Below are 12,458 nucleotides of genomic sequence, written 5' to 3' on the forward strand. Positions count from 1 at the left end.
GCGTTCATCCCCGAGGCCCAAGCTTGGAAACGAATGCCTCTGCGAGTCTTTGCACTGCTGTCCCTTGGTAATGGAATTCTTGCCCGACGTACTCTTTCATGTGTTCGCGCAGCAATTCCATTTTCAATTGAACTTCTTTCTCGTATCGTTCATCTTCTGTGAGTTCAAGCTCATGGGAGGCAGCAGTTGAAACATCTTTTGCAATGATGCTAATTTTGGAGAGATTGAGTCTCTGGCGATTAATCTTGATAATCTCAAAGACGAGGCGACCCACAACATATCCACATACTTCCAATAACGCAAAGGCTATAATGACAAATGGAAGCCTGGTTAGGAAGACGGTCCATATATCAATATCCTGCTCTTCTCGCCAGACTTGCGTTAGGTCGACTGCTCCCGAGAATAAAGCCCGAAGCACCACATAGATTACAATGATGAATGGAATTGAAAGGGCGGTGTACCAATAGATATTTCGGTTACCCTCTTTTACAAAGCCAGCAATTTCGCTTGGAAAGAGCCTTATCTCACGTGTTAATTCATTGATCTTTTCTTCATTTTTTCGAATTGCCGTTTCCTGTTCTTGACGTGACGCGATCAGTTCAGCCACGGTCCTTCTCAGCTGTTCAGCGTTCGCTCGTTCGCTGCTAAGTGTTGTACGCGTAGATTCAAGTTGTTGGGTGGCTTGCTGAAGCTCCGCTGAGGTCTTTCCAAGTTCCGAAGCAAGTTGCGACTTCTCTTTGGTTCGCTCTGAAATCTCTTCAATAAGTGTAGTCTTTTGTGCTTCTCTACTTTGTAGGCTCTTTTCGCGTTGCTCAAATTCCTTGATGGCCCACTCGAAGGCATGAAATTCATCTAGAGTAAGCCCTGTTACCACTACACGATCAATTGTCGTGCTCTTGAGGAGCTTGGCGTCGGGCCGAAAGCGGAAACTGTCGCAGAGCTTTCCAATTCCTACACGTGATGTAGACCCATCGAACTTAATTTCCTGATTGTGTTTCGTGCCATCAATGTGGGAAACTTCAAAAGACACCTCGTTCCAGCTATCATATCCAGTACCAAATACTTCAATCTTCTGGATGTATACTGGTTTTTCAAAGCGATACTCAAACCAGCGATGCTTCCCTTCAACCGCAGACTCCGCCGAGGTGTTGTTTATTAACTTGGTGGTCTTGTTGGATCGTGCCGAGAAAAGCTCAACAGAGAGAGGGTGCGGCATTCGAATGGAATTTTCTTGGTCAGACACTCCATCCATTTAATCCTCCATCAAAGTCAGAATACCATTACTCGTCTATGCGACTTACATTGCAGATGGAGCGCAAGGTTTGTCTAGGGTTTTTTAGTAGCGAACTCACCGCCCCCTCTCCCGCTCCGTCTCCCCCCACTCCGGCGCCTTCATCCGTGACTGCCAGCTCTCCCGGAACGGCTCGATCGTGTCGTCCCCGTGCAGCAACCCCGCCAGCTTCGCGTGCATGAAGGCCGACAGCACGTCGTTCATCCGCGGCTGGTAGCCCGGCCCCATCGACCGGAACCACTTCACCACGTCCGCATCCAGCCGCAGCGTGACCCGGACCTTGGCGCTGTCCCGCCGGGTGGCGATCTCGTGCCATTCGGGCGGGATGCGGGACTCGACCCAGATCCGCGAATGCATCTCGAACTCGAAGCGCCGGAGCGCGTCCGCCATGTAGTAGTGGTGCCGCCGCGCCGTGGCGCCCAGCGGCTTGTCCTGCGTGCCCATGCCCGCCCCCTCTTTCGGAAAGCGGCCAGTCTCGGGCGGCAGGGTTAAGGAACCCCTGACGCGCGCGCCGGTGTACGGGATGTGTACGGGGTGTGTACGCCCGGTGCGGCCGGGCGACCCACTACATATGGGGTGCGTAGATCCCGGCCACGCGGGCCACCGCGGCCTCGGGCGACAGCTCCTCGCTTGCGCCCGTGCGGCGGCAGGTCAGCTCCACCACGCCCGCGCCAAGGCCCCGCGGCCCCACCGTGATGCGCCAGGGCAGGCCGATCAGGTCCATGGTGGCGAACTTCGCGCCCGCGCGCTCCTCGCGGTCGTCGTAGAGCGGCTCCAGCCCCTTGGCGACAAAGGCTTTGTAGAGCCCCTCGCAGGCCCCGTCGCAGGCCGCGTCGCCCTGTTTCAGGTTCACGATGCCCACGTGGAAGGGCGTCACCCCCTCGGGCCAGACGATGCCCTTGTCGTCGTGCGACGCCTCGATGATCGCGCCGACCAGGCGGCTGACCCCGATCCCGTGGCTGCCCATGTGCACCGGCACCCGGTTGCCCTTGCCGTCATCGACCATGGCGCCCATCGGCTCGGAATACTTGGTCCCGAAATAGAAGATCTGGCCGACCTCGATGCCCCGGGCAACCCTTTGGCGTTCCGCGGGAATCTTGGCGAACAGCTCGGGGTCGTGGGTCTCGTCGGTGCGCGCGTAGCGGCTGGTGAATTCCTCCAGCACGCCCTGGCACTGGGCGCGGTCGTCGTAGTCGATCTCGCGGTCGCCAAAGCGCAGGTCGGTGATCTCGCTGTCGTAGAACACCTCCGATTCGCCCGTTTCGGCCAGCACCAGGAACTCGTGGGTGTCGTCGCCGCCGATCGGGCCGCTGTCGGCGCGCATCGGGATCGCCTGCAGGCCCATGCGCTCGTAGGTGCGCAGATAGCTGACGAGGTGGCGGTTGTAGGCGTGCAGCGCGTCTTCCTTGGTCAGGTCGAAGTTGTAGCCGTCCTTCATGTAGAACTCGCGGCCCCGCATCACGCCGAAGCGCGGCCGGATCTCGTCGCGGAACTTCCACTGGATCTGGTACATCGTCAGCGGCAGGTCCTTGTAGCTCGTCACATGCGCCCGGAAGATGTCGGTGATCAGCTCCTCGGCCGTGGGCGTGAACAACATGTCGCGGTCATGCCGGTCCGTGATCCGCAACATCTCGGCCCCATATGCATCATACCGCCCGCTCTCGCGCCACAGGTCGGCGGACTGGATCGTCGGCATCAGCATGGGCAGGTGGCCGGCGCGGATCTGTTCCTCGTGGACGATCTGCTCGATCCGGCGCAGCACCTTGTAGCCGAAGGGCAGCCAGGAATAGATGCCGGCCGAGGCCTGCTTGATCAGGCCCGCCCGCAGCATCAGCCGGTGGCTGACGATCTGCGCCTCGGACGGGGTTTCCTTGAGAACGGGCAGGAAATAGCGGCTGAGGCGCATGGGGCGCATCCCTCTGGCAAGTCACGTCTGGCGACGCATACGCCAAAGGAAAACGCCTCACAAGGCGGCGCGCTCGGGGGCCGGTCAGCCGCCCGCGGCGGTCGCGGGGCCCCTGCCGCGCGGGCCGTCCGTCGGTGGCGGGGCAGGGCGGTCGATGCCCCAGCCGCCCGCAGGCGTCTGGAACACGCCGGCATTGGCGGCCTGGATCCCGGTGAAGAGCACGAGGGCGGCGGCGAGGATCAGGACGACCAGTGCGGCGGACAGGATGTTGAACAGAGACATGGCAGCTATCCCTTTCGGATGGGTCTGAGGATAGGCGCGGCGGCCATGGCCCGACAGTGGGGCATTCCCTACCCCGCCCCCGGGCAGAAAAAGGCCCCCGGGCGATGCCGGGGGCCAGTCCGTCAGGGAGGAAAGGGGCGCGGGCGCGCCCCGTCACGCCGCAAGCGTCGCGGACCCGAAGATGAGCACCGTGAGCAACACCGCGACCAGCAGCACGAGGGACAGGGCGAGGGTGTTCAGGACGGTCATGGCAGCCTCCGGGGTCGGGACGCACGTGGCGTGATGGAGCAAGGCTACGCCCCGCCGGCCTGCGACCCTAGTCCGGGAATCCCTACCGCCTGGTTTACGCGGCCCCCACCACGATGGGTTCCACCCCCATCGCCGCGGCCAGCGCCTTGAAGCGCGCCTGCGCCACCTCGCCGAACAGGTCGCGCCCCTCGTCGCTGTGCAGCGTCAGGATCAGTTCCTTGCGCTTGGGCCGGTAGACGAGCGTGCCGTGGTCGATCGGGTTCGCCACCGCGAACATGGCCCCGAAGCGCATGGCGCGGCCCAGGATCTCGGCCTCGCGCACCTGGTCCTCGGGGAGAAGCTTGAGCAGCTCGGCGTTGAAGCCGGTGCCGGTGCGGCTCGACTTGTAGCGGTGCAGGAGCGCAAGCCCGAGGTAGACCCGCTCGGCATGGGTCATGCCGCCGAGGTTCGCCCGCGTCGCGTTGTCGAAGCAGACCTCGGCCCGGTAGTCGGGGTGGGCGCGCCAGCTCACGTCATGCAGCAGGCAGGCGGCGCGGATCAGGCGCTTCTTGTCGTGCTTGGCGCGGGGGAACAGGGGTTCCACGAAGCGGTAGAGCTTGCGCCCGAAGCCCGGCATCCGGGCCGATTGCGCCTCGGAGTGGCGGGCGGCCTCGATCAGCGGGTCGCGCGCCTTGAGCGCGGGCGACATCTGTTCGTAGAGCAGCCCCTCGCGGATGCCGTAGGAGGACACCGCGATTTCCTTGGGGTGCAGCTTGCGCACCAGCACCCGCAGCACCTCGGCGGCCAGCGGCACCAGCCGCATCCGCTCGGCGCTGGTGCCGGTGCGGGCGCGCAGTTCCTCGAGGTCGGTCTTGCCGATGTACTTGATCGTGTCGAGGATGCCCTTGGGTGTCATCCGGTACTCGTGCAGCACCTTGAGCGGGTAGCCGCGCCGCTCCATGTCGATGCGCGCGATCGCCCGCCACGACCCGCCGACCAGGAACAGCCGCCCGGGTTCCTCGGGGAAGCCCTTGGTCAGTTCCGCGAGCTCGGCCTTGATGTGGGCCCTCAGCGCCTTCTTGCCGCCGGTGATCCCCATCAGCTTGAGCGGCCCGAGGTCCGAGGTGGCGCGCTGGCCGACCTTGCCCGAGCCCTTCAGCTCGGCCAATTCCATGGACGAGCCGCCGATGTCGCAGATCAGACCGTGCGCGCCGGGCCAGCCCAGAAGCACCCCCTGCGCCGACAGCCGCGCCTCCTCGGCGCCGTCGATCACGTGGATGTCCAGCCCCGCCTCGGCCAGCACCCGGTCGCGGAATTCCTGCCCGTCCTCGGCGTCGCGCACCGCGGCCGTGGCGACGGCGAGCAGCGGCGAGACCTCGGCCGCCTTGGCCAGCCGGGCAAAGCGGCGCAGCGCCGCCAGCGCGCGGATCTTGCCCTCGGGGTTCAGGCGCCGGGTCTCGGCGAAACCGGCGCCGAGGCCGCAGAGGATCTTTTCGTTGAAGAAGTAGGCGGGGCTCCGGGCCGCGCCGTCGAAGATCACCATGCGGACCGAGTTCGACCCGATGTCGATCACGCCGACCCGCTGCAGCGACTGCGCCTCGGGGCCGTCGAACAGCGGCACGCCGAACGGGCCCCACTCGGGGTGGTGCTCGGGGCCGTCGGGCGAGGTTTCGGCGTGCATCTGCCTCGTCATGGCTCGACCTTGTGCATGGCGCCCCCCCGCGCGTCAATTGCGGGGGTGTCGCGGCTCAATCGTGACTGTGGGTCAGTTCGGGCACATCCTTGGCCCCGGCCGACCCCCGGCCCGACAGCGAGGGGTTCTCCATGAAGAAGCGGTGGCAGGAGAACGGCGCCTCGATCCCCGACAGCTCGGGCCGCAGGAAACTGCCGTCGGGCTGGAGCACCCAGCTTTGCGCCACGTCGGCGAGGTTCGCGGCCATGATCTGGCTGACGATCTGCGCCTTCACGGTGGCGTTGGTGCATTCCACCAGCGTCTCGACCCGGCGGCTGAGGTTGCGGCCCATCCAGTCGGCCGAGCTGATGTAGACCTTGGCCTTCTTGGAGGGCAGCCCGTGGCCGTTGCCGAAGCACACGATGCGGGAATGTTCGAGGAAGCGGCCGACGATGGATTTCACCCGGATGTTCTCGGACAGGCCCTTCACCCCGGGCCTCAGGCCGCAGATGCCGCGGATGATCAGGTCGATCCGCACGCCCGCCTGCGACGCGGCGTAGAGCGCGTCGATCACGTCGGGTTCGATCAGGCTGTTGAGCTTGACCCAGACCATCGCCGGGCGGCCGGCGCGGGCGTGCTCGATCTCGGCGGCGAGGTTGTCGAGGATGCGGCTCTTGAGGCTCAGGGGCGAGATGGCGAGGTTTTCCAGCCGCTCGGGTTCGGCATAGCCGCCGACGTAGTTGAACACCTTGGTCGCGTCGCGCCCCAGCGCGTCGTCGCAGGTGAACAGGCTGAGGTCGGTGTAGATCCGCGCGGTGATCGGGTGGTAGTTGCCGGTGCCGAAATGGGTGTAGGTGACCAGCCGGTCGCCCTCGCGCCGGACCACGGTCGAGATCTTGGCGTGGGTCTTGTAGTTGATGAAGCCGTAGATCACGTGCGCGCCGGACCGTTCCAGCTTGCGCGACTGGCGGATGTTGGCGGCCTCGTCGAAGCGCGCCTTCAGCTCGACCAGCGCCGTGACCGACTTGCCGTTCTCGGCCGCCTCGCACAGCGCATCGACGATGGGGCTTTCGTTCGAGGTGCGGTAGAGCGTCTGCTTGATCGCCACCACGTTGGGGTCGCGCGCCGCCTGGCTGAGGAAGCGGATGACCATGTCGAAGGTCTCGTAGGGGTGGTGCAGCAGCATGTCCTTCTGCCGGATCGCGGCGAACATGTCGCCGTCGTGGTCCTGCACGCGCTCCGGCACCCGCGGGGTGAAGGACGGCCACAAGAGGTCGGGCCGCTCGTCGATCACCAGTTCCTTGAGGCGGACAAGGCCGATCATGCCCTTGACCTCGACCACCTCGGTCTCCTTGACGTGGAGCTGGTGGATGATCTCGGCCCTCAGGTCGTCGGGGGCGCCGGCGCTGATCTGCAGGCGCACCACCTCGCCCCGGCGGCGGCGCTTGAGCGCGGTCTCGAACTCGCGCACCAGGTCCTCGGCCTCCTCCTCGACCTCGAGGTCGCTGTCGCGCAGCACCCGGAACATGCAGGACCCGGTCAGCGCGTAGCCCGGGAACAGCGCGCCGATGTGCAGCCGCAGCAGTTCCTCCAGCGGCAGGAAGCGCGCCTTGCCCTCGGCGGCGGGCAGGCGCAGGAACCGGTCGATCTGCGCCGGGATCGGCAGGAGCGCCTTGAGCACGCGGCCGTCGCGCTGCCGCTTCATGCTGAGCGCCAGCGCGATGCCCTCGTTGGGGATGAAGGGAAAGGGGTGCGCCGGGTCGATGGCCAGCGGCGACAGCACCGGGAACACGCGGGCGAAGAACACGTCTTCCAGCGTCTTGCGGTCGCCCGCGGTCAGCTTGGAGGCGGTGACGACGCTGAGGCCCTTGTCCTCCATCTCGGCCTTGAGCGCGTTCCACGCCGCCTGCTGGTGCTGCATCAGGCGGCGGGCGTCGGCGTGGATCAGCTTGAGCTGCTCGGCGGGCGTGCGGCCGTCGGCGGCGGGCGTGGTGTTGCCCTCCTGCGCCAGCTCTCGCAGGCCCGCGACGCGCACGGTGTAGAACTCGTCGAGGTTGCCGGCCGAGATCGACACGAAGCGCACCCGTTCCAGCAGGGGCACACGCGGGTTCATCGCCTCCTCCAGCACACGCCAGTTGAAGGCGAGCCAGCTGAGTTCGCGGTTGAAGAAGCGCTGCGGCCCGGTGATCTGCGCCTCGGGCAGGGTCACGGGCTCGGGCAGGGGCGCGGTCAGGAAATCGGCGAAACTCATGGGCGGGGCGTAATCCGGGTGGGTAACGGTCAGGTGACGGCCGCCATTCTGCGCGGGCGGCGGCGCGGCGTCGAGGGGGCTCAGGCCTGCAGCCGCGCCAGCACCGCCTTGACGTGACGCAGGCCGGGTTTCTGCTGATGGGCCAGCGCCTCGGCATCGAGCGCGGCGACCACCGCCTGCACCATGCCGAGCGACCGGTCGATCCGGGGCAGGATGTAGGCCACCACCGCCGGGCTGAGTGCCAGCTGGCGGTCGGCGGCGAGCTTGACCAGAACGGCCGCCACCAGCGCGTCGTCGGGGGGCGACAGGGCCACCAGCCCCGCCTGCTGCATCCGGCTGGCGAGGTCGGGCAGGGCGAGGCCCCAGCGCGCCGGCGCCGCCCGCGCGGTCAGGAGGAGCGGCGTGCCGCGCCCGGCGGCGGCGTTGTGCAGGTGGAACAGCGCCTCCTCGGCGCACGCGTCGCCGGCGATGCGGTCGGCGTCCTCGACGGCCAGCGCCGGGGCCTCGGCCATCGACGCGGGGTCATGGCCGGGCAGGTCGGCGGCGGGCAGGATGCGCGCGCCCGCCTGCGCGGCGAAGACATGGGCGAGGTGCGTCTTGCCCGACCCCGCCGGGCCGGTCAGCACCAGCTTGGCGCCGGGCCAGCTGCGCCAGCCGTCCAGCGCCGCGACCGCGGCGGCGTTGGCCTCGGAGACGAAGAAATCCGCCCGCCCCATCGCCGCGCGGAACGGCAGGTCGAGCACCAGCTGCTCGGCCATCACGCCTCTCCGTCGTCGGCCTCCGCGCGGCCCGCGAGGCCGCGGTAGAGCAGCCCCTGCTGGTACTGCGCGAGGAAGAAGCGGACGAGCACGCCGATCGCGGCCGCGACCGGCACCGCGACCAGCATTCCGACGAAGCCGAACAGCGTGCCGAAGGCCGACAGCGCGAAGATCAGCGTCACCGGGTGCAGGCCCACGGAGGAGCCCACCAGCTTGGGCGTCAGGATGTTGCCCTCGAACATCTGGCCGACCTGGAAGATCGCGGCGACGGCCACGATCAGCCACCAGTCGCCCCAGAACTGGAACAGGGCAAGTCCCACCGACAGGGCGCCGCCCACCAGCGCGCCGACGTAGGGGATGAAGGTCAGAAGCCCCGCGATCAGCCCCACCACCAGACCGAACTGCAGCCCCACCACCATCAGCGCCACCGCATAGAAGGTGCCGAGGATCAGGCAGACCGTGCCCTGCCCGCGGACGAAGCTGGCCAGCGTCTTGTCGATCTCGCCGGCGAGGTGCCGGATCACCGGGGCGTGGTCGCGCGGCAGGAGGTCGTCGATGCGGGCGACCATGTGGTCCCAGTCCATCAGCATGTAGAAGGCGACGACAGGCACCACGACGAGGAACACCACCACGTTCACCACGCCCGCGGCCGAGCTGAGGACCTGCTGCAGGAAGGCGCCGCCACGCGATTCGATGGTGGTGCCGATCGAGGCGAGCGACTGGCGCAGCGGCGAGCCCTCCTCCATCACCTGCGGGAACTGCTCGGTCAGCCAGTTGCGCAGCTGCTCGAACAGGGTGGGGGCGGACCGGATCAGGTCGTTGGCCTGCTGGATCACCAGCGGCACGATCACCAGCAGGGCAAGGATCACGACGGTGATCAGCACCACGAAGATGATCACGGTCGCCAGGATGCGCGACATGCCCATCCGTTCCAGGCGGTCCGCGACGGGATCGAGGAAATAGGCCACCGCGCCGCCGACGAGGAAGGGCAGGATCACCCCGCCGAGTGCCCAGAGCAGGAACAGGAACACCGCCGTGGCGAGGCCCCAGTAGGTGAGTTGCTGACGGACGGGCAGGGCCATCGGTGCGCCTCCTTCGCTCCGCCCCTAGATGCGTCAGGGGGCGCGGCCGGGCAAGGGGCAGCGTGCATCCCGCCCCGTGCCATGGCGGAAAACTCGAGTTTTCCGCGGGGGAAAACTGCAGTTTTCCCTCACGAAAAACTGCAGTTTTTCGGTCGCCCTCAGGCCGCGCGCGCCGCGCGGATCAGCGACAGGATATCCCGCGCCGCCTCGGGGATGTTGGTGCCCGGCCCGAAGATCGCCTTGACCCCGGCGGCCTTGAGGAACTCGTAATCCTGGTGCGGGATGACACCGCCGCAGATCACCAGGATGTCGCCCGCGCCCTGCGCCTGCAGCGCCTCGATCAGCTTGGGCGCCAGCGTCTTGTGGCCGGCCGCCTGGCTGGAGATGCCCACCACGTGCACGTCGTTGTCGATGGCGTCCTGCGCCGCCTCCTCGGGGGTCTGGAACAGCGGGCCCACGTCCACGTCGAAGCCGATGTCGGCAAAGGCCGTCGCGATCACCTTGGCGCCGCGGTCGTGGCCGTCCTGCCCCATCTTGACCACCAGCATCCGCGGCCGGCGGCCTTCCTCCTCGGCGAAGGCCTCCACGTCCTTCTGGATCGCGGCAAAGCCCTCGTCGCCGTCGTAGGCCGCGCCGTAGACGCCCGCGAGCGTCTTCACCTCGGCCCGGTGCCGGCCGAACACCTTTTCCATCGCCATGCTGATCTCTCCCACGCTCGCCCGTGCCCGCGCCGCGGCCACCGCCGCCTCCAGCAGGTTGCCGCCCTCGCTCGCCCGCCGCTCCAGTTCCGCCAGCGCCGCGTCGCAGGCGGCCTGGTCGCGGCCCGCGCGGATGCGCTGGAGGCGGGCGACCTGCGCGTCGCGCACGGCGTTGTTGTCGATCTCGAGGATGTCGATGGGGTCCTCCTTGTCCTTGCGGTACTTGTTGACCCCCACGATGACCTCCTCGCCGCGGTCGATCATCGCCTGCCGCCGCGCGGCCGATTCCTCGATGCGCAGCTTGGGCATCCCGCTGGCCACCGCCTTGGTCATGCCGCCCATCTCCTCGACCTCCTCGATCAGCGCCCAGGCCTTCTCGATCAGGTCGTTGGTCAGCGCCTCGACGTAGTAGGAGCCCGCCAGCGGGTCGACGACCTTGGTCACGCCCGTCTCTTCCTGCAGGATCAGCTGGGTGTTCCGCGCGATCCGCGCGCTGAACTCCGTCGGCAGCGCGATCGCCTCGTCCAGCGCGTTGGTGTGCAGCGACTGGGTGCCGCCCAGAACCGCGCTCATCGCCTCGTAGGCGGTGCGGATGACGTTGTTGTAGGGGTCCTGTTCCTGCAGGGACACGCCCGAGGTCTGGCAATGGGTGCGCAGCATCTTGGAGCGTTCCGACTTCGCCCCGAACTCGGTCATGATCCGGTGCCACAGGGTGCGCGCGGCGCGCAGCTTGGCCACCTCCATGAAGAAATTCATGCCGATAGCGAAGAAGAACGACAGGCGGCCCGCGAACTTGTCCACGTCCATCCCGGCCTGCATGGCCGCCCGCACGTATTCGCGCCCGTCCGCCAGCGTGTAGGCCAGCTCCTGCACCAGGTTCGCCCCGGCCTCCTGCATGTGGTAGCCGGAAATCGAGATCGAGTTGAACCTGGGCATCTCGTTCGAGGTGTACTCGATGATGTCCGAGATGATCCGCATCGAGGGCTCGGGCGGGTAGATGTAGGTGTTGCGGACCATGAACTCCTTGAGGATGTCGTTCTGGATCGTTCCAGACAACACCGCCCTGTCATGTCCCTGTTCCTCGCCGGTGACGATGAAGTTCGCCAGCACCGGGATCACCGCGCCGTTCATCGTCATCGAGACGCTGACCTGGTCCAGCGGGATGCCGTCGAACAGAATCTTCATGTCCTCGACGCTGTCGATGGCGACGCCGGCCTTGCCCACGTCGCCGATCACGCGCGGGTGGTCGCTGTCGTAGCCGCGGTGGGTGGCGAGGTCGAAGGCGACGCTGACGCCCTGCTGACCGGCGGCCAGCGCCTTGCGGTAGAAGGCGTTCGATTCCTCGGCGGTGGAAAAGCCCGCGTATTGCCGGATCGTCCAGGGCCGGCCGGCATACATCGTCGCCTTCACCCCGCGGGTGAAGGGCGCGAAGCCGGGCAGGGTGCCCAGGTGGGGCAGGGCGGCCGTGTCGGCCTCGGTGTAGAGCGGCTTGACGCGGATGCCCTCCAGCGTCTCCCAGGTCAGGCTGTCGGGGTCCTGCCCGCCCAGTTCCTTCGCGGCGAGCTTGCGCCAGGCGTCCAGAGTGTCGGTCATCGGGGTCGTCCTCTTCCTTGTCCTGTCGGGCGCAGGGGTCCGGCCCCGCCCGTCTCCGTGCCGTGCGGCGCCCGCGCCGCGATCTCGTCCCGCCGGGTGCGCGTGGCCGCACCCCGGGCAAATCCCTTCGCTTTCCCGGGGGGCGTGCCTATATCTCCCCCGAACGGAGGATGAATGCGACCGACCCCCCTTGCCCTGACCGCCGCCCTGCTGCTGGCGATGCCGGCGCTGGCCCAGACCGCCGCCGACGCCGTCGCCGTGGCCGCCGCCGACGCGCCCGAGACCGGGATCGAGGCGGTAGACCCGATGGAGCCGCGCAACGCCGCCGACGTGACGCTGGAGGAATTCATCTGGATCGCCCGTCCGGTCATCGTCTTTGCCGACACCCCCGCCGACCCGCGCTTCATCGAGCAGATGGAGATGCTGGCCGCGCGCCCCGAGCCGCTGATCGAACGCGACGTGGTCATCATCGTCGACACCGACCCGGCCGCCCGCACCGCGATCCGGCAGGCGCTGCGCCCGCGCGGCTTTGCGCTGGTGGTGATGCAGAAGGACGGCAACGTCGGTTTCCGCCGGCCCAGCCCCCGCGACGTGCGCGAGATCACGCGCGGCATCGACAACTTCCAGTTCCGACAGGAAGAACTGCGGTCCCAGGGGCGGTAGCCCCCGGGTTCCCCGTCGATCTCCGGCGCGGTGC

General features: G+C 67.0%; 10 protein-coding genes. 1 reads left to right on the forward strand and 9 read right to left on the reverse strand.

Annotated elements, in window-relative coordinates; genetic code table 11:
* Positions 1-4: 4 nt before the first annotated feature.
* The 9 genes from HCU73_RS02590 to scpA all read right to left on the reverse strand — a co-directional run bounded on the left by HCU73_RS02590 (position 5) and on the right by scpA (position 11,761).
* Complete coding sequence (locus HCU73_RS02590; RefSeq protein WP_168621832.1) at positions 5-1,243, reverse strand: ribosome-binding factor A; 1,239 nt, start codon at positions 1,241-1,243, stop codon at positions 5-7.
* Positions 1,244-1,348: 105 nt separating this feature from the next.
* The gene (locus HCU73_RS02595) at positions 1,349-1,735 is read right to left on the reverse strand and encodes a BrnA antitoxin family protein (protein ID WP_239025422.1); all 387 of its coding nucleotides are present in this window, start codon (positions 1,733-1,735) and stop codon (positions 1,349-1,351) included.
* A 121-nt stretch (positions 1,736-1,856) separates the two neighbouring features.
* Positions 1,857-3,197 (reverse strand): proline--tRNA ligase, encoded by a 1,341-nt coding sequence (gene proS / locus HCU73_RS02600; RefSeq protein WP_168621833.1) that lies wholly within the window; start codon positions 3,195-3,197, stop codon positions 1,857-1,859.
* A gap of 84 nt (positions 3,198-3,281) precedes the next feature.
* Complete coding sequence (locus HCU73_RS02605) at positions 3,282-3,479, reverse strand: hypothetical protein (protein ID WP_168621834.1); 198 nt, start codon at positions 3,477-3,479, stop codon at positions 3,282-3,284.
* A gap of 343 nt (positions 3,480-3,822) precedes the next feature.
* Positions 3,823-5,400: a Ppx/GppA family phosphatase gene (locus tag HCU73_RS02610; RefSeq protein ID WP_239025423.1), complete on the reverse strand. Its 1,578-nt coding sequence runs from the start codon at positions 5,398-5,400 to the stop codon at positions 3,823-3,825.
* Between the two features lie 55 nt (positions 5,401-5,455).
* Complete coding sequence (locus HCU73_RS02615) at positions 5,456-7,630, reverse strand: RNA degradosome polyphosphate kinase (protein ID WP_168621835.1); 2,175 nt, start codon at positions 7,628-7,630, stop codon at positions 5,456-5,458.
* Between the two features lie 80 nt (positions 7,631-7,710).
* A complete protein-coding gene (locus HCU73_RS02620; protein ID WP_168621836.1) occupies positions 7,711-8,388 on the reverse strand; it encodes an HdaA/DnaA family protein in 678 nt (225 codons plus the stop codon).
* Positions 8,388-9,470 carry an AI-2E family transporter gene (locus HCU73_RS02625; protein ID WP_168621837.1) on the reverse strand — a complete coding sequence of 361 codons (1,083 nt, stop codon included), beginning with the start codon at positions 9,468-9,470 and terminating at the stop codon, positions 8,388-8,390. Before HCU73_RS02625 ends, HCU73_RS02620 begins: the two co-directional genes overlap by 1 nt.
* 158 nt (positions 9,471-9,628) lie before the next feature.
* Positions 9,629-11,761, reverse strand: coding sequence for a methylmalonyl-CoA mutase (gene scpA / locus HCU73_RS02630; protein ID WP_168621838.1), 2,133 nt, complete (start codon positions 11,759-11,761; stop codon positions 9,629-9,631).
* Positions 11,762-11,935: 174 nt separating this feature from the next.
* Here scpA and HCU73_RS02635 point away from each other — a divergent pair, with 174 nt between their 5' ends.
* On the forward strand, positions 11,936-12,424 hold the full coding sequence (locus HCU73_RS02635; RefSeq protein ID WP_168621839.1) for a DUF4174 domain-containing protein: 489 nt from the start codon (positions 11,936-11,938) through the stop codon (positions 12,422-12,424).
* The last annotated feature ends 34 nt before the right edge of the window (positions 12,425-12,458 follow it).

The organism is Roseicyclus persicicus (genome assembly GCF_012395815.1).
GTDB lineage: Bacteria > Pseudomonadota > Alphaproteobacteria > Rhodobacterales > Rhodobacteraceae > Roseicyclus > Roseicyclus persicicus.

Bases quoted from the DNA above. Each gene is read 5' to 3' on its own strand.
- HCU73_RS02595 (WP_239025422.1), bottom strand. From the start codon at position 1,735: ATGGGCACGCAGGACAAGCCGCTGGGCGCCACGGCGCGGCGGCACCAC.
- proS (WP_168621833.1), bottom strand. From the start codon at position 3,197: ATGCGCCTCAGCCGCTATTTCCTGCCCGTTCTCAAGGAAACCCCGTCC.
- HCU73_RS02605 (WP_168621834.1), bottom strand. From the start codon at position 3,479: ATGTCTCTGTTCAACATCCTGTCCGCCGCACTGGTCGTCCTGATCCTC.
- HCU73_RS02610 (WP_239025423.1), bottom strand. From the start codon at position 5,400: ATGACGAGGCAGATGCACGCCGAAACCTCGCCCGACGGCCCCGAGCAC.
- HCU73_RS02615 (WP_168621835.1), bottom strand. From the start codon at position 7,630: ATGAGTTTCGCCGATTTCCTGACCGCGCCCCTGCCCGAGCCCGTGACC.
- HCU73_RS02620 (WP_168621836.1), bottom strand. From the start codon at position 8,388: ATGGCCGAGCAGCTGGTGCTCGACCTGCCGTTCCGCGCGGCGATGGGG.
- HCU73_RS02625 (WP_168621837.1), bottom strand. From the start codon at position 9,470: ATGGCCCTGCCCGTCCGTCAGCAACTCACCTACTGGGGCCTCGCCACG.
- scpA (WP_168621838.1), bottom strand. From the start codon at position 11,761: ATGACCGACACTCTGGACGCCTGGCGCAAGCTCGCCGCGAAGGAACTG.
- HCU73_RS02635 (WP_168621839.1), top strand. From the start codon at position 11,936: ATGCGACCGACCCCCCTTGCCCTGACCGCCGCCCTGCTGCTGGCGATG.